Source organism: Streptomyces actuosus (genome assembly GCF_016921115.1).
In the GTDB taxonomy this organism is placed as follows: Bacteria; Actinomycetota; Actinomycetes; order Streptomycetales; family Streptomycetaceae; genus Streptomyces; species Streptomyces actuosus_A.
Map to the genome: position 1 here is coordinate 23,349 of NZ_JAFFZS010000012.1, position 18,086 is coordinate 41,434.

17 protein-coding genes and 2 tRNA genes are annotated in these 18,086 nt (G+C 73.0%); 12 read left to right on the forward strand and 7 right to left on the reverse strand.

Annotated elements, in window-relative coordinates:
- Position 1: 1 nt before the first annotated feature.
- From JS756_RS17060 to JS756_RS17070, 3 genes are all read left to right on the forward strand, one after another.
- Positions 2 to 373 (forward strand): DUF8844 domain-containing protein, encoded by a 372-nt coding sequence (locus tag JS756_RS17060; RefSeq protein ID WP_205383955.1) that lies wholly within the window; start codon positions 2 to 4, stop codon positions 371 to 373.
- Positions 374 to 586: 213 nt separating this feature from the next.
- Positions 587 to 1,150 (forward strand): bifunctional DNA primase/polymerase, encoded by a 564-nt coding sequence (locus JS756_RS17065; RefSeq protein WP_205383956.1) that lies wholly within the window; start codon positions 587 to 589, stop codon positions 1,148 to 1,150.
- Positions 1,141 to 1,214 (forward strand) — tRNA-Lys (locus JS756_RS17070). Before JS756_RS17065 ends, JS756_RS17070 begins: the two co-directional genes overlap by 10 nt.
- Before the next feature lie 160 nt (positions 1,215 to 1,374).
- Here the strand turns inward: JS756_RS17070 and JS756_RS17075 are convergent.
- The gene (locus tag JS756_RS17075; RefSeq protein ID WP_205383957.1) at positions 1,375 to 2,721 is read right to left on the reverse strand and encodes a M6 family metalloprotease domain-containing protein; all 1,347 of its coding nucleotides are present in this window, start codon (positions 2,719 to 2,721) and stop codon (positions 1,375 to 1,377) included.
- Positions 2,722 to 3,038: 317 nt separating this feature from the next.
- Here JS756_RS17075 and JS756_RS17080 point away from each other — a divergent pair, with 317 nt between their 5' ends.
- Positions 3,039 to 4,934 carry a putative bifunctional diguanylate cyclase/phosphodiesterase gene (locus tag JS756_RS17080; RefSeq protein WP_205383958.1) on the forward strand — a complete coding sequence of 632 codons (1,896 nt, stop codon included), beginning with the start codon at positions 3,039 to 3,041 and terminating at the stop codon, positions 4,932 to 4,934.
- An 82-nt stretch (positions 4,935 to 5,016) separates the two neighbouring features.
- Here JS756_RS17080 and JS756_RS17085 read toward each other — a convergent pair whose 3' ends face one another.
- From JS756_RS17085 to JS756_RS17095, 3 genes are all read right to left on the reverse strand, one after another.
- On the reverse strand, positions 5,017 to 6,120 hold the full coding sequence (locus JS756_RS17085) for an LLM class flavin-dependent oxidoreductase (RefSeq protein WP_205383959.1): 1,104 nt from the start codon (positions 6,118 to 6,120) through the stop codon (positions 5,017 to 5,019).
- 380 nt (positions 6,121 to 6,500) lie between these two features.
- A complete protein-coding gene (locus tag JS756_RS17090; RefSeq protein WP_205383960.1) occupies positions 6,501 to 7,232 on the reverse strand; it encodes a maleate cis-trans isomerase family protein in 732 nt (243 codons plus the stop codon).
- A complete protein-coding gene (locus tag JS756_RS17095; RefSeq protein ID WP_205384095.1) occupies positions 7,229 to 8,029 on the reverse strand; it encodes a maleate cis-trans isomerase family protein in 801 nt (266 codons plus the stop codon). Before JS756_RS17095 ends, JS756_RS17090 begins: the two co-directional genes overlap by 4 nt.
- 262 nt (positions 8,030 to 8,291) lie before the next feature.
- Between JS756_RS17095 and JS756_RS17100 the strand changes: the two genes are divergently transcribed.
- A complete protein-coding gene (locus JS756_RS17100) occupies positions 8,292 to 9,239 on the forward strand; it encodes a D-2-hydroxyacid dehydrogenase (RefSeq protein ID WP_205383961.1) in 948 nt (315 codons plus the stop codon).
- Positions 9,240 to 9,256: 17 nt separating this feature from the next.
- Positions 9,257 to 10,663: an amidase gene (locus JS756_RS17105; protein WP_205383962.1), complete on the forward strand. Its 1,407-nt coding sequence runs from the start codon at positions 9,257 to 9,259 to the stop codon at positions 10,661 to 10,663.
- Here the strand turns inward: JS756_RS17105 and JS756_RS17110 are convergent.
- Positions 10,644 to 11,138: a DUF3830 family protein gene (locus JS756_RS17110; RefSeq protein WP_205383963.1), complete on the reverse strand. Its 495-nt coding sequence runs from the start codon at positions 11,136 to 11,138 to the stop codon at positions 10,644 to 10,646. The genes JS756_RS17105 and JS756_RS17110 overlap by 20 nt on opposite strands.
- Before the next feature lie 210 nt (positions 11,139 to 11,348).
- Between JS756_RS17110 and ehuB the strand changes: the two genes are divergently transcribed.
- From ehuB to JS756_RS17140, 6 genes are all read left to right on the forward strand, one after another.
- A complete protein-coding gene (gene ehuB, locus JS756_RS17115) occupies positions 11,349 to 12,251 on the forward strand; it encodes an ectoine/hydroxyectoine ABC transporter substrate-binding protein EhuB (protein WP_205383964.1) in 903 nt (300 codons plus the stop codon).
- A 15-nt stretch (positions 12,252 to 12,266) separates the two neighbouring features.
- On the forward strand, positions 12,267 to 13,010 hold the full coding sequence (gene ehuC, locus JS756_RS17120; protein WP_205383965.1) for an ectoine/hydroxyectoine ABC transporter permease subunit EhuC: 744 nt from the start codon (positions 12,267 to 12,269) through the stop codon (positions 13,008 to 13,010).
- The gene (gene ehuD, locus JS756_RS17125; protein WP_205383966.1) at positions 13,007 to 13,651 is read left to right on the forward strand and encodes an ectoine/hydroxyectoine ABC transporter permease subunit EhuD; all 645 of its coding nucleotides are present in this window, start codon (positions 13,007 to 13,009) and stop codon (positions 13,649 to 13,651) included. The genes ehuC and ehuD overlap by 4 nt, the downstream gene beginning before the upstream one ends.
- Positions 13,641 to 14,468 (forward strand): ectoine/hydroxyectoine ABC transporter ATP-binding protein EhuA, encoded by an 828-nt coding sequence (gene ehuA / locus JS756_RS17130; protein WP_205383967.1) that lies wholly within the window; start codon positions 13,641 to 13,643, stop codon positions 14,466 to 14,468. The genes ehuD and ehuA overlap by 11 nt, the downstream gene beginning before the upstream one ends.
- Before the next feature lie 410 nt (positions 14,469 to 14,878).
- The gene (locus JS756_RS17135; protein WP_205383968.1) at positions 14,879 to 15,637 is read left to right on the forward strand and encodes an IclR family transcriptional regulator; all 759 of its coding nucleotides are present in this window, start codon (positions 14,879 to 14,881) and stop codon (positions 15,635 to 15,637) included.
- 266 nt (positions 15,638 to 15,903) lie between these two features.
- Positions 15,904 to 15,980, forward strand: a tRNA-Lys gene (locus JS756_RS17140).
- 202 nt (positions 15,981 to 16,182) lie between these two features.
- On the opposite strand, the gene JS756_RS17145 is transcribed toward JS756_RS17140, so the two are convergent.
- On the reverse strand, positions 16,183 to 16,788 hold the full coding sequence (locus tag JS756_RS17145) for a lytic polysaccharide monooxygenase auxiliary activity family 9 protein (protein WP_205383969.1): 606 nt from the start codon (positions 16,786 to 16,788) through the stop codon (positions 16,183 to 16,185).
- A 135-nt stretch (positions 16,789 to 16,923) separates the two neighbouring features.
- Positions 16,924 to 18,051 carry an SPFH domain-containing protein gene (locus JS756_RS17150; RefSeq protein WP_205383970.1) on the reverse strand — a complete coding sequence of 376 codons (1,128 nt, stop codon included), beginning with the start codon at positions 18,049 to 18,051 and terminating at the stop codon, positions 16,924 to 16,926.
- Positions 18,052 to 18,086: the final 35 nt, after the last annotated feature.

An 18,086-nucleotide genomic window follows, 5' to 3' on the forward strand; every position in this document is an offset into this window, starting at 1 on the left:
CATGGCGGAGCCCACGCCGCGTCGCAACGAACCGCGGCTACGCCCCGCGCCCCTGCTCTTCGAGCCCGCGGAGGCGGCCTCCGACCCCGAGCACTTCTTCGACCTGGAGTCGATCGCCGACCCGCAGGCGCTGCTGGCCCGGGCGACGGAGCTGACCCAGGCGTTCCGCGCGGCGACCGACCGGGCCATGGAGTTCCAGGCGATCGCCGCGGCGCAGCTCGCCGACCCGCGCCGGTTCGACCGGATGACGACCGCGGACATCGCCGAGCGGGCCGCGTGGACCGAGGACTACGCGAAGAAGATGGTCGAGTTCGGCCGCGACCTGCTGCGCAGCGGCGAGGGCGCGGCAGCGGGCTTCGGCGACCCCACCTGACACGCCCGGGCCGTCGGGGGCGCCCGGGACATCCCCCTCAGGTGCCCGCCGGGGCGTCGAGGCCGCCGGTTTCCGCCCGGCGCGCCCGGTTCGCCGCCTTCCACGACACCTGGCATATGCCAGGCGGGCAAGATACTCCTCGCCACCCTCCGATGTCCCGGATTCCCGCAACTCTGAAGAACCGTTCGTTCACCCCCGGTAGATGTAGGTGGCATGAGCAGCACTCGCCATGTCACGCACGACGGCGCCGCCTGGCTCGCCTCGGCGGCCGCGTACCCCCGCAGCACTCTCGCGCTCTGGGACGAGCGCCCGGACGTCCCGGTGGTCCTGCCCTGCGGCTCCGCCTTCGACGTCGTCGGTGTGCCCGCCCTGTTCGGGCGCCGCATGCTGGACCGGCTGTGGGACGAGGGGCCGGGTTCCGGACCGGTGGCGGTCCACCGCGGGCGGATGCTGCTCTTCGCCGCCCCCGGCACCGCCCAGCGGCTGCCCGCGTTGCTGGAGTGGGAGGAGTGGGCCGGCGGCCGTACGGCGGGCATCCCGCCGCTGCTCTGCCACGGCACCGGCGACGCGGTGACCGTGCCGGCACCCGCCCCCTCGGGCCGGGCGACGGCGGCGAGCCGCTGGCTGGTGGCGCCCGACACCCGGCACCCCTGGCTGCCCGGCCCCGAGGTCGTGCTGTGGGCGGCCGTCCGGGCGGCCCGCGCCGCCGTGCGGATATCGATTTCGCACCCCGCCGACCAGGGTGCTAATGTCTACGACGTCAGCAGGCGCCGCTAGCTCAGTTGGTTAGAGCAGCTGACTCTTAATCAGCGGGTCCGGGGTTCGAGTCCCTGGCGGCGCACGACAGTCGAAAGGCCCCTCGCCTCAGCGGGGGGCCTTTCGTCGTCCCCCCGAGCGCCGTCGCCGGAGCGTCCCCGCCCCGGAGCGCCACCCCACCGGCCGCCGCCGGGCCGCGGACCGTTCCGCGCCGACCGGCCGCCGCGCCGGGCCCCGCCGCCGGGTCAGGCGTCCGTACCCGCCTCGGGCACTCCCGGCGTGATCTGCACGGTCCACGCTCCCGACGCCGTACGCCCCTGCACCTCCACCCGCACACGCTCCCCGGGGACGGTGAAGCTCTCGCCGAGGGCGACGGGGGCGTCGGCGAGGGGCGGATAGACCGATCCCGCCCAGCAGGCCTCCTCGCGCGGGTGGGCGTCGATCACCTCGACGGGACCCCGACCGGACTCGGCCGTGCTGCGCACCCGGTAGACGAGGATGCCGGCACGGCAGGCCGCGCGGTCGTTGCCGACGGGCCCGCGCGCCTCGAACGCGAGGACGCTGTCGCGGCCGGTGCGGACGACGGCGAGCTTGATGCCGTTGCCGAGCCCGAAGGCGGGCGCGCCCGCGGCGCCGGTGACCGGGACCCCGGGACCGGCGCCGAGGGGCTCCAGGGTGAGCCGGGTCGGCCTGGTGCCCCGCACGCACCTCACCTGCCGCGGCTCCAGCCAGCCCAGCTTCCACTTGTGCCACCCGAACAGGTCCGGAGCCATTCCGAACTGGCTGCCCATCAGATCCCAGTCGCCGACGAAGGTGTCCCAGTCGCCCTTGCCGTCGACCGGCCGGTGGTAGAGGTCGGGCAGATCCAGGACGTGCCCGGTCTCGTGCGCCAGGACCAGCCGGTCGGGCGGGTGGTGCTCGAAGACCGTCACGACACGGCGCAGGTCGGTGCCGTCGGCGTGCAGCGGCGCATCCAGGTTGACGACCTTCGTGGCGTCCGAGTCGACGCCGGGCGCGTCCGGGTCGGCGACGAGGTAGACGATGTCGTACCGGGAGAAGTCGACGCGCGGGTCGGTGACGGCGAGGGCGTCGTGCAGGTAGGCGGCGCGGTCGGCGGCGTTCCAGTCCCGCTGCAGGGCGTAGGCCGTGGAGGGGCGCGGCATCCTGAACCAACGCCGCAGGACGTGCGGGCGCAAGGTGAACTTGCCGTAGGAGGCGCGGGCGAAGTAGCGGCTGGTGCCCGGGAAGTGGTCGGCGGCCAGCTCGGCGGGGGTGGCGAGGGGCTCGGAGTCCGGGAAGGAGAGGAAGAGCATGACCGCGTCCAGCGGGCGGGTCGGCCGCGGATAGGCGGCATTCCAGGTGTCCAGCCCCTCGGAGTGGTGGGCCACGGTGCGCCGCAGGGCGCAGGGCGCCGTGGAGAAGGGTTCGGCGACCGAGGGGCCGGTGACCAGGGAGGTCGCGGCGAGCGCCGACATGGTGGTGAACACGGCGGCGGTGCTGCGCAGTCGGGGCCGCACAAGCGCGCCGCCGAGCCCCCGGGCGCGTACGGCGGCCGTACGGGCGAGCCCCTTGAGGCGGAGCTGACGCGACAACGGGACCTCCGGATGCGATGGACGGAACACCGCACCCAGCTTGTCCGTGTTTATTGACGTATCGCCTGTTTATCTGATCCAGACGTGTGAGGAGCGCCGTAGGGGGCGCCACCAGGCCGACACCCCCGAATCGCTCACGGAACGTCACATTCGGTCGAGGGCGGGAACAAGCCGCCCAGGCGCACGCAGAAACGATCTGCCGTAACGACCCCGCGGCCCTGAACCATGGACGGCGGCTGGAAGGGGCCGGCGCCAACCTCTATGATCGGCACACTTTCCTGCGCGGACAACGATCGAGTGGACTGCGGGAGCCAGCGGTGAACGGAACGTCCGATGGGCCGACGCCCGCGACAGACATCGATGGGTCGATCATCACAGAGAGTGACGTGATCGACTCCGCCCGTGCCGGATCGTCCTCCGCCCGTGCCGGATCGTCCTCCGCCCGGACCGGATCGCCCGCACTGTGCCCCGAGCCTCCCCGCCGCGCCGCCTACCACTCCGCGTTCGACGCCGCACCGCTCGCCATGGCCGTCGTCGACCCCGAGGGCCTGGTCGTGCACGCCAACGACACGCTCGGGGACCTGCTCGGCTGCGCTCCGGACGAACTGTCCGGGCGGGCCGCCGCCGACCTGGTGGACCTGGCCTCGGACGCCCGCACCTGGCGCACCTACCGCGAGGTGCTGCGCGGCCGCCGGGCGAATCTGCGCTGCACGCGCCGCCTGAAGCATCCCGGCGGCCCGTCGGTGTGGGCGCAGGTCACCGTCTCCCCGCTGGCCGGGGACGAGCCCGGCGCCCTGCTGTCGGTCGCCGACATCAGCGCACGCCGCGAACTCCAGGCGAGGCTGCGGCACTTGGAGATGCACGACCCGGTGACCAGGCTGCCCAACCGCACCCTCTTCTTCGAGCGCCTGTCGGCGGCGCTGGACGCGCAGTCCTACGAACTGGGCGGCACCGGCCGGATCGGCCTGTGCTACCTGGACCTGGACGGCTTCAAGGCCATCAACGACACCCTCGGACACCGCGAGGGCGACCGCCTGCTCGCGGCGGTCGCCGAGCGGCTGACCCGCTGCGCCGACGAGGCCAGGCAGAACCGCGTCAGCGCGCCGCTGGTGGCGCGGCTGGGTGGCGACGAGTTCGCGCTCCTCGTGGAGGACTCCACCGGCACGGAGCAGCTCTCGGAGCTCGCCGAAGCGGTCCTGACGGCTCTTCAGGCCCCCTTCGACCTGGCCGGGCAGCGGCTGTCGCTGTCGGCGTCGATCGGCGTGGTCGAACGCCACGCCGCCGGCACGACGGCCACCGGACTGATGCAGGCCGCCGACACGACGCTGTACTGGGCGAAGGCGGACGGCAAGGCCCGCTGGACGCTGTTCGACCCCGAGCGCAACGCCCACCTGATGACCCGCCAGGCTCTGGCGTCCACGCTCCGCCCCGCCGTCGAGCGGGGCGAGTTCGTGCTCGACTACCAGCCGCTGGTCGGCATGGCGGACGGGCGGCTGCGCGGCGTGGAGGCCCTGGTCCGCTGGGACCACCCGCGCTTCGGGGCACTACCGCCGAATCGGTTCATCACACTGGCCGAGGAGGACGGCTCCATCGTGCCGCTGGGACGCTGGATCCTGGCCGCCGCCTGCCGCCAGGCACGCCGCTGGCAGCACGAGCACCCCGGTGAACCGCCGGTCTTCGTCAGCGTCAACGTCGCCGTCCGCCAGGTCTGGGACTCGGACCTGGTCGCCGACGTGGCCCGGACCCTGACCGAGACCGGACTGGCGCCGCACCTGCTCCAGCTGGAGCTCACGGAGTCGGCGGTCATGGGCTCGGCGGGTCGGCCGCTGCGGGCACTCCAGGCCCTCAGCGACATGGGCGTGCGCATCGCCATCGACGACTTCGGGACCGGCTACTCGAACCTGGCGTACCTCAGCCGCCTCCCGGTCGACGTGCTGAAGCTCGACGGCTCCTTCGTGCGCGGCTTCCAGTACGACGGCGGCGAGGCCGCCCCGAGCCCCGCCGACGAGGTCATCGTCGAAGCCATGATCCAGCTGGCCCACCGCCTCGGCCTCACCGTCACCGCCGAATGCGTGGAGACGGCCGCCCAGGCCGACCGACTGCGCGGCATCGGCTGCGACACCGGGCAGGGCTGGCTGTACTCCCGCCCGGTGCCGCCGGAGCGCATCTCCGAACTGCTGGGCGCAGGGTCGGCCTGCACGCCGGGCAGCTGAGCCGTCCGCCGGCGGCGCCCCAGGCGTCGGCACCGGTGCCGGCGCCGACGACCCGGCGGGGCGGTGCCGCGCGGCGCCGCCGTCAGACCGCGGGGAGGCGGTAGGCGTCGGCGACGAGCTGATACGACCTCAGCCGCACCTCCCCGCCGTGCGCGTTGGAGGTGAGCATCAGCTCGTCCGCCCCGGTGCGCTTGTGCAGGTCGTCCAGGCCCGCGCGGACCTCGTCGGCCGTGCCGTGCATGACGTTGGAGCTCCAGGAGGCGACGAACTCCTCCTCCCGTGGGCTGAACTCGTACGCCTCGGCCTCCTCCGGGGTCGGCACCAGCCCCGGCCGGCCCATCCGCAGGCGCAGCATGCTGAGCGCGCCGGCGCGCACCTGCCGACGGGCCTCCCGCTCGTCGTCGGTGGCGAGGGCGGCGACACCGATGAGGGCGTAGGGCTCGTCGAGCACCGCGGACGGCCGGAAGGACTCCCGGTAGAGGTCCAGGGCCGGGATCGTGTTCTGCGCCGAGAAGTGGTGGGCGAAGGCGAAGGGCAGCCCCAGCAGGCCCGCCAGCCGTGCGCTGAACCCGGACGAACCGAGCAGCCAGACCGGCGGCCGGTGCGGGGACTGCACCCCGCCGGGCGAGGTGGCCTGGACGGGGCCCGGGACGGCGTGGATGGGGCGGTAGGGGTGCCCGTCGGGGAAGTCGTCGTCGAGGAACCGCGTCAACTCGGCCAGCTGCTGAGGGAAGTCGTCGGCGCCCTCGTCGAGCCGGTCGGCGCGGCGCAGCGCCGCCGCCGTCGCCCCGTCCGTCCCGGGCGCCCGGCCCAGGCCCAGATCGATGCGCCCCGGCGCCATCGCCTCCAGCGTCCCGAACTGCTCGGCGATCACGAGCGGTGGGTGGTTGGGCAGCATCACGCCGCCCGAGCCGAGCCGGATGCGGTCGGTGTGGGCGGCGAGATGGGCGAGGATCACCGCCGGGGACGAGGAGGCCACGCCCGGCATCGAGTGGTGCTCGGCCACCCAGTACCGGTGGAACCCGCGGGACTCGCTCAGCCGGGCGAGGGCGACGCTGGTGCGCAGGGCGTCGGTGGCGGTGCGCCCGGCCCCGACCGTGACCAGGTCCAGCACCGACAGCGGCACCGCGGCGGTCCCTCGCGCCGTCCCTCGTATCCCGTCGCCGGTGGTGTCGTCTGCGCCCACGGGGGTGCCTCCTGCGGTGTGCGGTGCGGTGTCCTCCGGACGCCAACAGGAGGAGGTCTCCGGTTATTCCCCGAGGCGGAGGCCCGGAAGGGGGAGGAACCGCTGCGCGTCCCGCGGCCCGCGGGACGGGGGCCGGGTTCCGGCACGCCGGGACGGCGGGGCGACGACCGCGGGCACGTGGGTGACGACGCGGGCGCGGCGGTGACCGCGGGGCGTCCGCGCCGGCCCCGCGGGGGTGATGCCGGCGCGGACGCTCCGGCCCGGCGTCCCGCTGAGACACGCCCGCCAGGGTGGGGCATCCGGCGAGGCGGCATCGGCCGGGCGCGGCTTTGGCCCCGCCGAGCCGGAACGGCGGGGCCAAAGCCGCGCGGTGCGGCGCTTCACGCCTGGACGAGCGGCTCCCGCCGGAACAGGACGCCGAGCTCCGGTGCGTTCACGCGGCGGTCCGCCAGCCGCAGCCCCTCCCACACGGTCACCTGGTTCGCCGTGAGCACCGGCTTGCCCAGCTCCATCTCCAGGGCGGGCAGGCACGAGGCCGTGTGCAGCGCGGTGTCCGGCAGCAGCACCGCGCCCGCGTCCTCCCGGTCGGCCTCCCGGGCCAGCGCCAGGACCTGCTGCTCCCCCCAGGTGCCGACCTCGGCCGCCGTGATGATCCCGGCCCCCCGCACCCCGGTCACGTCCAGGCCCGCGGTGTGCAGGAAGTCGGCGAACAGCCCGGCGACGTCGTCGGGGTAGGTCGCCCCGACGGCGACCCGGCGCAGCCCCAGCTCCCGCACCGCGTGGACGAAGGCGAAGGACGTCGAGGAGGCCGGCATCCCGGCCGCCCGGGCGAGGGCGCGCACCTGGTCGTGGGCACCCTCCCAGCCGTGGACGAAGCTGCCGCTGGTGCAGGCCCACACCACCGACTCGGCCCCGATCAGCCGCAACTCCTCCACCCCGGCGGCGAGCCGCTCCGGCGCACCCATCCGGCGCAGCGCGTCGACCCGGTGCGCGTCCTCGCCGATGTCCGTGTGGACGAGGTCCAGTCGGATGTCGCTGCCCAGGAGCTGCTCGATGCGCGGGTAGTCGTCCTCGGCCGAGTGGCCCGGATAGAGGAACCCGAGTGATGTCATGTCCAGCCTTCCTGCTGCTCGCCGTCCGGCACCTCCGGGACGGCCGGGGGCCACACCCGCGCGGATGCGTCGAGCAGCGCCTGGTACGGCCCCACGGCCCGGGTACCCAGCCGGCGCAGTGCCGCCCACATCGTCACCTGGTTGGCCGAGAGCACCGGAATGCGCAGTTCGGCCTCCAGTTGGGGGATCACGTCGTACGTCGGCAGGTTGGTGCAGGAGATGAACAGCGCGTCCGGCGCGCCCACGCCTGTTGCCCGCCGCGCCATGTCGGCCACGTCGCGGTACGGGACCTTCCAGATGTGCCGGGTCAACCCCATGAAGGCGCACCCGGTCACGGTGACACCCGCCTGCGCCATGTACAGCTCCAGGGCCCGGGTCACCGACTCGGTGTACGGCGTCACCAGCGCCACCCGGCTCGCCCCCAGCTCGGCCAGTGCCTCCAGCAGCGCCCCGGAGGTGGTGAGGGACGGCACGACGCCCGCCCGTGCCATCGCCTCGCACATGCGCTGCTCGCCCGTGATCCCGGCGACGAAGCTGCCGGAGGCGCAGGCGTAGGCGACGACCTCGGGCGCCACCGCGATCAGCGTGCGGACGGCGTCGGTGAGCGTCTCGTGCTCGCTGACCAGCCGGGCCAGGCCGAGACTCACCTCGACCGGGACGTAGGGCGTCCGGGTGAGGTGCAGGGAGACGTCGTCGGGCGTCCAGCGCCACAGCTCCCGGTCGAGCGCGAAGTCGAAGGGGGCGACCACACCGACTCCGCGCTGGGCGTGGGGGCCGCCGAGAAAACTGACATCCATGACGCCCATGGAGGACACCGCCTCGCGGTCGGAGACGACGGGGCAACGGATCGTACAGGCGCCCCTGTTGACGACGGTAGGTTCGGGTGCGAGCGTGGTCAATCCGCGCATGTCAGACAACAGGTCACCGCTCCGCCCCGGGCCGGATCACCCGTTTCCGCCCCGGGAACCTCCCGCACGGCTCCCGCACCGCCGCCGGATGAAACACGCGCAGAACGCCAGGAGACCGTCCATGAAGCAGCCACGGCAGAAACGGCCCTGAATGACCGCCCCGACCCTCCTCGTCCTCGACGCGGATCCCCCACCCCGCCTCGGCCGCCTGACCGGCCGCGCCCGGATCGTGCACACGGACGAGGCGGGCCTCGCCGACCGGCTGCCGGACGCCGACGTGCTGCTGGTGTGGGACTTCACCTCGCACGCGGTGGCCCGGGCCTGGCCGGGCGAGGGCCCGCGCCCGCGCTGGGTGCACACCGCCAGCGCGGGGGTGGACCATCTGATGTGCCCGGCGCTCGCCGCGTCCGACACGGTGGTCACCAACGCACGCGGCGTCTTCGACCAGCCGATCGCCGAGTACGTCGCCGCGCTCGTGCTGGCCATGGCCAAGGACCTGCCCCGGACCTGGGAGTTCCAGCAGAAGCGGGAGTGGCGGCACCGCGAGAGCATGCGTCTGGCCGGCACCCGCGCGTGCGTGATCGGTTCCGGGCCGATCGGCCGAGCGATCGCCCGCACCCTGAAGGCGCTCGGGGTGACCGCGGCGATCGTCGGCCGCACCCCCCGTACCGGCATCCACGGCCCGGACGACCTGGACCGGCTGCTGTCCCGCGCCGACTGGGTGATCGCGGCGGCCCCGCTCACGGACGCCACCCGGGGCATGTTCGACCTGCGCCGCTTCGGGGTGATGCAGCCCTCCGCCCGGTTCGTCAACGTCGGCCGGGGCCCCCTGGTCGACGAGGACGCCCTTGCCGAGGCCCTGTCGAAGCGGTGGATCGCGGGCGCCGCCGTGGACGTCCTCACCCATGAGCCGCTGGCGCCGGACAGCCCCCTGTGGCAGGTTCCGGGGCTGCTCGTCTCCCCGCACATGAGCGGCGACACGGTCGGCTGGCGGGAAGAGCTCGGTGCGCAGTTCGTGGAGTTGTACGAGCGCTGGGCCGCCGGCCGGCCCCTGGTGAACGTGGTCGACAAGAGCCGCGGATACGTCCCCGGTCACTGACGCCCCTGGGAGGATGCATGACGGATCTCACCGAGCCGACGGCCGTACGGCTCGCCGAGGGCTACCGCAAGGGCGAGTTCTCCCCGGTGGAGGCGACCCGGGCGGCTCTGGAGGAGGCCGAGCGGATCCAGCCGCGGGTGAACGCGTTCGTGCGGCTCCTCGCCGAGGAGGCCCTCGCGCAGGCCCGCGCGGCCGAGGACCGCCTGCGGCGCGGGGAACCTCGCGGGACGCTGGACGGCGTGCCCGTCACCGTCAAGGACATGCTGCTGCTGCGCGGCCGTCCCACCCTGCGCGGCTCCCGGACCGTCGCCGAGGACGGGCCCTGGACGGAGGACGCCCCGTCCGTGGCGCGGCTGCGCGAGCAGGGCGCGGTGTTCATCGGCAAGACCACGACCCCCGAGTTCGGCTGGAAGGGCGTCACCGACTCGCCGCTGACCGGGGTCACCCGCAACCCGCGCGACCCCTCCCGCACCGCGGGCGGGTCCAGCGGCGGCAGCGCGGCGGCGGTCGCGCTCGGCGCCGCCCCGCTGTCGCTGGGCACGGACGGCGGCGGAAGCGTCCGCATCCCCGCCTCGTTCTGCGGGATCTTCGGGCTGAAGCCGACGTACGGCCGGGTCCCGGTGTATCCGGCGAGCCCCTTCGGCACGCTGTCGCACGTGGGGCCGATGGCACGGGACGCGGCGGACGCGGCGCTGCTGCTGGACGTGATCGCCGCGCCGGACGCCCGGGACTGGTCGGCGCTGGCCCCGGTCACCGGCTCCTGGGCCGACGCCCTGGCCGAAGGGGTGCACGGGCTGCGCGTGGCGTTCTCGCCGTCGCTCGGCGGGCAGGTGGCGGTCCGCCCGGCCGTCGCCACCGCGGTGCGGCACGCGGTGGAGCAGTTGGCCGGGCTCGGCGCGTACGTCGAGGAGACCGACCCCGACGTCACCGACCCGGTGGACGCCTTCCACACCCTGTGGTTCAGCGGCGCCGCCCGGCTCACCCACGGTCTGGGGCGGCAGCAGCGGGAGTTGCTCGACCCCGGACTGCGGGAGATCTGCGCCCGCGGCGCCCGGTACAGCGCCCTGGACTATCTCGCCGCGGTCGACGTCCGGATGGACCTGGGCCGCCGGATGGGCCGCTTCCACGAGACGTACGACCTGCTTCTGACACCGACGCTGCCGATCACCGCGTTCGAGGCGGGCGCGGAGGTGCCGCGGGCCTCGGGGCACCGGCGCTGGACGGGGTGGACGCCCTTCACCTATCCGTTCAACCTGACCCAGCAGCCCGCCGCCACGGTGCCGGTCGGGACGGACGCGGACGGGCTGCCGGTGGGACTGCAGATCGTGGCCGCCCGGCACCGCGACGACCTGGTGCTGCGGGCGGCGCACGCCCTCTACGAGGCGGGCGTCGCCTCCTCGGCGCTCACGCCCGCCGGAAGCTGAGCGTCTCCCCCGCCGCACCCGTCCGCCACAGGTCGGTGCATGCCTCGGCCATGGCCTCCAGCCCGTCGACGACCTGCCCCCAGACGATGCCGGGCACCCAGCCCACATCGCCGTTGAGCAGCAGGTTGTTGCGCTCGTAGAACAGGGCCAGGTCCACGACGGTGGTCCCGGCGCGGACCTCGCGGTCGTAGCCGTAGGCCCGGGTGCCCAACTCCGTTCCGGCGAAGGAGAAATAACAGAGGTCTCCCGGGATCGGGGTGACCGTCGGGTTCTCCAGCGGGGGCTCCCGCCGTGCGAACGGCGGGAAGAGGGCGTAGATCTCGTTGCGCGCGTACTTGGCGTGGTAGACGTCGCCGGCCAGCGGCAGCGCGTCCCACACCGCATCACACGTCAGCGGCGCACGGTCGTCGAGCAGTTGTGCGGTGCAGCGGATCCCCCGCCGGGCGAGGGACACCTCCAGATAGCGATCGGCCATGCCTTGCCCCTTCCCCGGCCCGGCGGGTGCGCATGCCCGGACGGGACCCGAAGACAAAGAGAAGATCACGTTCCGGACACTGTTGGGTCACATCCACCGGGCGCACCGCATAGGTCGCCGGGATCGGGCAGGCGCCACCACTGGTCTGCGTAGGACCGCAGGTCTGTGCAAGGCCGCCCCGGCAACGCTCTCTTTGGAGGTCGAGTGTCCATGTCCGAGTTCCCCCACCTGTCCCGCCGCGGTTTCCTCACCAGAAGCGCGGCCGTCGGCGGTCTGGTCGCCGTCCCCGGCCTGATCACCGCCTGCAGCAAGACCGACAGCGGCAGTGACGGCGAGGGCTCGAAGCTGGAGCAGCTCAAGAAGCAGGGCTACGTGAAGGTGGCCTACGCCAACGAGGCGCCCTACGGCTACAAGGAGGACGACCAGCTCAAGGGCGAGGCGCCGACCCTGCACCGGGAGATCTTCAAGGCGCTGGGCGTCGCGGAGCTGCGCCCGACGTTCTCGGAGTGGGACGGCCTGATCCCCGGACTGCAGGCCGGCAAGTACGACGTGATCAGCGCCGGTATGGCGATCATCCCGGACCGCTGCGAGAAGGCGCTGTTCTCCGAGCCGGAGTTCGTCTCGCCGACCGCGATGATGGTGAAGAAGGGCAACCCGAAGAACCTGTCCGACCTGGCGTCGGCGAAGGAGGCGGGGGTCACCGTCGGTGTGATGTCGGGCGCGGTCGAGAAGAGCTACGCCACCGCCGCCGGGATCTCCGGGGGCAGCATCAAGACGCTCCAGAAGCCGCAGGACGGCGCGGACGCGGTCAAGGGCGGCCGGATCGACGCCTTCCTGCTGACCAGCATCTCGCTGAACTGGCTGGCCAAGAACAACAGCGGCCTGGAGGTCACCGAGGCCTTCATCCCGGAGGCCGACGGCAAGAAGCAGTACAGCCCGGGCGGTGCCGTCTTCCGCAAGGGCACCGAGGACCTGCGCGACGCCTTCAACCGCGAGCTGAAGAAGATCACCTCCGACCCGGACCGGTACGTGCAGCTCATCGGCGAGTACGGCTTCGGCAAGGAGACCATCCCGCCGGCGGACCTGAAGACCGCCGCCCTGTGCAAGGGCTGACGAGGACACCTGCCCATGGGTGACTTCTTCTCCTATTTCTTCGACCACATCTCGCAGGTGTGGTCCGGGCTGAGGGTGACGGTCGAGGCCACGGTCCTCGGCGCGGCCGTCGCGCTCGCCCTGTCCTTCGTGTTCGGCTTCATGGCGTTCAGCGGGCCCCTGCCGGTGCGGGGCCTGTCACGGGTGATCGTGGAGTTCTTCCGCGGCACCTCGCTGTACGTCCAGCTGTTCTGGCTGTACTACGCGTTCCCGCTGCTGTTCGGCTACGAGCTGTCGCCGCTGTTCTGCGGAGTCCTGGCGTTCGGCATGAACTACGGCGCGTACGGCTCGGAGGTGGTGCGCGGTGCGCTGAACGCCGTGCCGAGGGCACAGTGGGAGGCGGCCGTCGCGCTGAACATGACGCCGTTGCAGCGCATGCGCCGGGTCATCCTGCCGCAGGCGTGGGTGCAGATGATCCCGCCGTTCACGAACCTGCTGATCCAGCTGCTGAAGGCGACCCCGCTGCTGTGGCTGATCACGGCGGCCGAACTGACCACGGTGGTACAGCACTTCAGGGACCGCACCGGTGAGACGACCTGGGCGTACCTGACCCTGCTGGTGATGTACTTCGTGCTCGCCTACGCGCTCACCCTGATGATGAACGCCCTGGAGCGGCACGCCAAGATCCGGCTCGGCCGGCACCCGGGGGGCGGCGGCCTGCTGCACTCCCGCGGCGCCGACGCGCCACGCAGATCCGAGACGGCGGGGGGTGCGCTGTGAACTACCAGTGGGACTGGGGCGCGGTCCGGGAGTCGCTGCCGTACCTGCTGGACGGGTTCGGCATCACGCTGCTGGCCACGGTGCTCGGCACGCTGGTGGCGGCCGTGCTCGGGCTGGTCGTCGCCGTGCTCGGGCGGGTGCCGAGCCGGCTGGTGACGGTGCCGGTGCGCGCGCTGACCGAGTTCGTCCGGTCCACGCCGCTGCTGGTGCAACTGGTCGGCGCCTACGCGATCTTCAACTCGATCGAGCCGCTGACCATCGGTATCGCCGTGCTCGGCATCCACTACGCCTCCTACATGTCGGAGGTGTACCGGGCGGGCATCGACGCCGTGCCGAAGGGCCAGTGGGAGGCCTGCCGGGCGCTGTCGATGTCACCGCGCCGGACGTGGCAGGCGGTGATCCTGCCGCAGGCGGTGCGCAACGTGCTGCCCGCGCTCGGCAACTACGGCATCGCGATGTTCAAGGAGACCCCGTTCCTGGCCGTGATCACGGTCGTGGAGATGGTCGCTCAGGCCCGGGAGTACGGCGCGAACCACTTCGTGTACGCGGAGACGTTCACCCTCGCGGGCCTGATCTTCCTGGCGGCCAGCTATCCGACCTCGCTGCTGATGAGAAGACTGGAGAGGCGTCTTGGCCACTGATCCCCTGCAGAAGACGACCCCCGCCCCGGCGGACGCGGAGCCGGACGCGCCCGGAGACCTCGTGCGCTTCGACCACGTGGTCAAGCGCTTCGGCGACCACACGGTGCTCGACCGGCTGGACTTCTCCGTCCAGCGCGGTGAGCACGTGACACTGATCGGGCCGAGCGGTTCGGGCAAGACGACGATCCTGCGGCTGCTGATGACCCTGGAGCGGGTCAGCGACGGCGTGATCTGGGTGGACGGACAGCCGCTGTCGCACATGCCAGGCCCGGACGGCCGGCTCAGGCCGGCCGACGAGAAGCACCTGCGGCAGGTCCGCAAGAAGATCGGCATGGTGTTCCAGCAGTTCAACCTGTTCCCGAACATGAAGGTGCTGCAGAACATCACCGAGGCGCCGGTGAACGTCCTCGGACTCGGCCGCGAGGAGGCGGAGCAGCGGGCGCGCGAGCTCCTCGACCTGGTCGGACTCGCCGACAAGGTCGACGCGCACCCGTCCCAGCTCTCCGGCGGCCAGCAGCAGCGGGTCGCCATCGCCCGGGCACTCGCCATGCGCCCGGAGATCCTCCTGCTGGACGAGGTGACCTCCGCCCTCGACCCGGAGCTGGTGGCCGGGGTGCTCGACCTGCTCAGGGAGATCGCGCACACCACCGACATCACCATGCTCTGCGTGACCCACGAGATGAACTTCGCCCGGGACATCTCCGACCAGGTGATGATGTTCGACTCGGGGAAAGTGATCGAGTCCGGTGCCCCGGACAAGATCTTCGGCGACCCCGACCACGAACGGACCCGGTCGTTCCTGAGCGCCGTTCTCTGACATGGCTCCCGGCCCGAGGTCCAGGGATCCCGGCCTCGCGGTGTCTCCGCATCGTGCGGCGGAGCACCGCCTGTGGTCGTCCGCCCCGTAACATCGCGCAGCACGGACGATCGAGCAGCGGGAACGCCCGCTCCGCAGTCGACGTCGTCCGGGCAGCCCGGAGACGCAGTCGTCCCCGGCGTGAACGCCGGGGCTCTCCGCGGAGGGTTCCTGTAATTGCACAACGCGCCCGGACCGTCGTTCCAGGTCGGAATGCGGTTGCATGTCAAGGACATATGCCAGAGTGCCAGCGTCGCAGTTGAGGAGGCCGGAATCTCGCCAACACCCCCTCCACGCAGGGCTCTTGCCGGTTATCGTGGAGGGGATCCGGACCGGATCACGGCCAGAAAGCGACCGCTGGGGGGACCACCGTGGCGCTGATGCACGAGCCGACCGCGCCGTACCGATCGGCCCAGGACGCCCTGCGCGTCCTGGAGACCGTGGCCCGGCACACCACCGGCGTCAGTGACGCCGAACTAGCCCGCGAGACCCAGCTCGGCACGGAGCGGCTGACCACCCTCCTGCGGATGCTGCGCCGCGAGGGGTACGTCGAGCAGATCACCGACGGCGCGTACGTCGCCGGCGGCGCGCTCGCCCGGCTGGGCGCGGCGCAGGGCCGGGACGAGGCAGTGCGCACGCAGCTCCAGCGCATCCTCCGCCGGCTGCGCGACTCCGTCGGCGCCGCCGTCTACATCAGCCGGTATGTCGACGGCGAGGTCAAGGTGACCCAGTACGCCGACGGTCCGGCCACGCCCGCCGTGCACGAGTGGGTCGACTTCCGCTGCTCCGCCCACGCCACGGCGGTCGGCAAGAGCCTGCTCACCCAGCTCGACCACAACGGCCGCCGGGACCACCTCTCCCGGCACAGGATGGCCCGGCTCACCTCCCGCACGATCACCAGCGACAAGCTGCTGCTGTCCCGGCTGGCCGCCCAGCCGCCGACCGTGCCGGTGCTGGACCTGCAGGAGTACGCGATCGGCACGGTCTGCGCGGCCGTCCCGATCACCGCGGGGTCGTCCGTGGGCTGCCTCGCCCTCTCCCTTCCCGTGGAGCACGCCCACCGGCTCCGCCAGGCCGCCGACACCCTCAACCGGAACGCGGCGCCGGTCCTGCTGTCACTGACGATCTAGGCGCCAGGGCGTGTTTCGGGGGTTCCGTCCTGCTCGCGGCGTCCGGGCGGACGACGCTGCTTTCGAAACACGCCCTGGTCGCACCGCCCCGCGGCGGGAAGGCTTCGCCGACGGGCCGCAGACCCCGTCACGGGCGCGCCGCGGGCGGTGGTCCCCGTCGCGGCCCGGGCCCGGTTCCGGGTGGTCGGGAGCACCCCCGGGGACCGGGTAGTATTTTCTTCGTCACCCGGCACGGAGCGAGATGTTCCGAGGCCGGTGGGAGTCATGCGCCGCTAGCTCAGTTGGTTAGAGCAGCTGACTCTTAATCAGCGGGTCCGGGGTTCGAGTCCCTGGCGGCGCACCATGGAGGAGCCCCTCGCGCGAGCGAGGGGCTCCTCTGCGTGTCACTCCCGCCCCGGACGGCACCGGGTGTACGGCGCACCCCCGCGCCCCGGTGTCCGCGCCCGGTGGGTGCCGGGCGCGGACGGCAGCCGGCTCCGGTGCGGTGCGGCCCCTGCCGGACGGGGACCGGCACGGGCCGCCGGGAGCCCGGGCGCGGTCGGAGGTCAGAACGTGACGTCGGAGCAGGCGTAGAACGCGTTGCCCGTGTCGGCGATCGTCCAGACGGCCAGGATGACGTGGTGGCCGCTCAGGCCGGACGGCAGCCTGCCGCTGTGGGACAGGGTGGACGGGGGGCGCCGACCGCCGTAGGGGACGGTCAGGAACGGGGTGAGGTCGAGGTCCGAGCGGGTGAGGGCGTGGTTCTGGTTCCAGCCCTGCTTGGTGACGTAGTAAGTGAAGTCGGTCGTGGCGTGCCGGGCGGTGAACTGCCAGCGGAAGGTGTACGACTGCCCGCCGGTCACCGCGGTCCTCGGCCAGGGGGCGCCCGAGGGCGTGACCGGCGAGCTGAGCTGGGCGAACCTGCTCACGCTGCCGTTGCAGATCTGCCCGTCGGCGGGACCCGCGGCCGGGAAGCCCTTGGGCCCCTCGACGCTCTGCGGCTCCCACCGGATGTCACCGCAGCCGGTGACCGTGCCGATGGCGCAGAGCTTCTGCCTGCTGACGGGGAGGTCGGTGTAGCCGTGGGCGCTGGCGCCGCCGGAGGAGAGGACGAGAGCTCCGGTCGTGGCCAGTCCCACCACGGCGGCGTACCACTTGGTCCTTCTGCGCATGCTGCCGCTCCTGGAGAACGTGGGGAGGTCCTGTGAGCCGTGCAGGTAGGTCTAGACCAAGTCGCAGCGTATTGCCGCAAGTTGAACATGTCCATACCAATCACGGCGACCGCCGCCGCACCCTCCGGAGCATCGTCACGGCCCGGCCTCGCCCCGCCCCGCACAGAAGGCCACCGTCAGGTCCTTCACCAGCGCCTTGCGCTCGTAGTCGTCCAGGTCGACCAGTCCGCGGACGGTCAGCCGGGTCACCGTGTCCTCGACCGAGTCGACGACCGAGGTGAGCACGCTCGCCCGGTGCTGGGCGTCCAGCGCGGCGATCCGGCGGCGCTGCATCACCGCGGCGACCTCCGGCGCGTACTCCACCCGCACCGGCTGCACCGAGAAGACCTCGAGCCCGACCGGCGCCATCTCCTCCGCCACCGACCGCGTCAGCACCTCCGACGCCCCCTCGGCCGGCACCCGCCCACCTCCGGGTGGTTCCACGGCGACCCGCGCCAGCGCCGCCTCGACACACTCGCGCAGGTACGCCTCGTGGTCGTCCACCCCCAGCGCGGCCCGCGCGGTGTCCCGCACCCGCCACACCACCAGCACCACCGCCTTCAGCGCCACCCCGCTGCCGTCGGCAGCGGGCATCGGATCGCTGCGCCAGTGCCGCAGCCGCACGTCGACACGGCGACGCAGCAGCAACGGGTTGACCCACATCAGGCCGGTGCGCCGGACCGTGCCCCGGTAGCGGCCGAACAGGCCGAGCACCCAGGCCCGGCCGGTACGCCCCCGCGCCAGTCCGCCGAAGCCGAACAGGCCCACCGCGCCCGCCCCCGCGTACGCCGCCCACTGCGCGGGCCCCAACCCCGCCCCCGCGTACGCCGGCAGCCGCAGCGCCTCCAGCGCCACGGGCGGCAGCACCCCCGCCCACCACGAGGTCGCCGCACACCCGGCCGCCCCGCAGACGCCCGCCAGCACCCCTACCGTCCCGGGGAGCACCCGTGCGGGCCGCTCCGCCAGCTCCGGGTCGACCTGCGGCACCGGATGCCGGCGCAACTGCGGGCCGGGACGGCGCACCCGGGGCTGCTCCCCGGTGCCCTGCCGGCGGCCCACCACGGCGGGCCGCACCGGCACCGGCTCAGGGTCGGGGTCGTCGCGGAAGAGCAGGTGGACGGGGATCTCCGTGGTCGCCTCGTTCTGGATGAGCCGCGTGGGCCGGGGCGCCTGCCCGTCGGCGTTCTCCTCGGGCTCGGGTGACGATGCAGTGGTCGTACTCATACATGCCTCCAACCGCTCCGCATGGGTGAGGTCAT

Excerpts from the sequence above, each read along its gene's own strand:
- JS756_RS17060 (WP_205383955.1), top strand. The coding sequence starts at position 2 with ATGGCGGAGCCCACGCCGCGTCGCAACGAACCGCGGCTACGCCCCGCG.
- JS756_RS17100 (WP_205383961.1), top strand. The coding sequence starts at position 8,292 with ATGACCGCCCCGACCCTCCTCGTCCTCGACGCGGATCCCCCACCCCGC.
- JS756_RS17095 (WP_205384095.1), bottom strand. The coding sequence starts at position 8,029 with ATGGATGTCAGTTTTCTCGGCGGCCCCCACGCCCAGCGCGGAGTCGGT.
- ehuC (WP_205383965.1), top strand. The coding sequence starts at position 12,267 with ATGGGTGACTTCTTCTCCTATTTCTTCGACCACATCTCGCAGGTGTGG.
- JS756_RS17090 (WP_205383960.1), bottom strand. The coding sequence starts at position 7,232 with ATGACATCACTCGGGTTCCTCTATCCGGGCCACTCGGCCGAGGACGAC.
- JS756_RS17150 (WP_205383970.1), bottom strand. The coding sequence starts at position 18,051 with ATGAGTACGACCACTGCATCGTCACCCGAGCCCGAGGAGAACGCCGAC.
- JS756_RS17065 (WP_205383956.1), top strand. The coding sequence starts at position 587 with ATGAGCAGCACTCGCCATGTCACGCACGACGGCGCCGCCTGGCTCGCC.
- JS756_RS17105 (WP_205383962.1), top strand. The coding sequence starts at position 9,257 with ATGACGGATCTCACCGAGCCGACGGCCGTACGGCTCGCCGAGGGCTAC.
- JS756_RS17110 (WP_205383963.1), bottom strand. The coding sequence starts at position 11,138 with ATGGCCGATCGCTATCTGGAGGTGTCCCTCGCCCGGCGGGGGATCCGC.
- ehuB (WP_205383964.1), top strand. The coding sequence starts at position 11,349 with ATGTCCGAGTTCCCCCACCTGTCCCGCCGCGGTTTCCTCACCAGAAGC.
- JS756_RS17145 (WP_205383969.1), bottom strand. The coding sequence starts at position 16,788 with ATGCGCAGAAGGACCAAGTGGTACGCCGCCGTGGTGGGACTGGCCACG.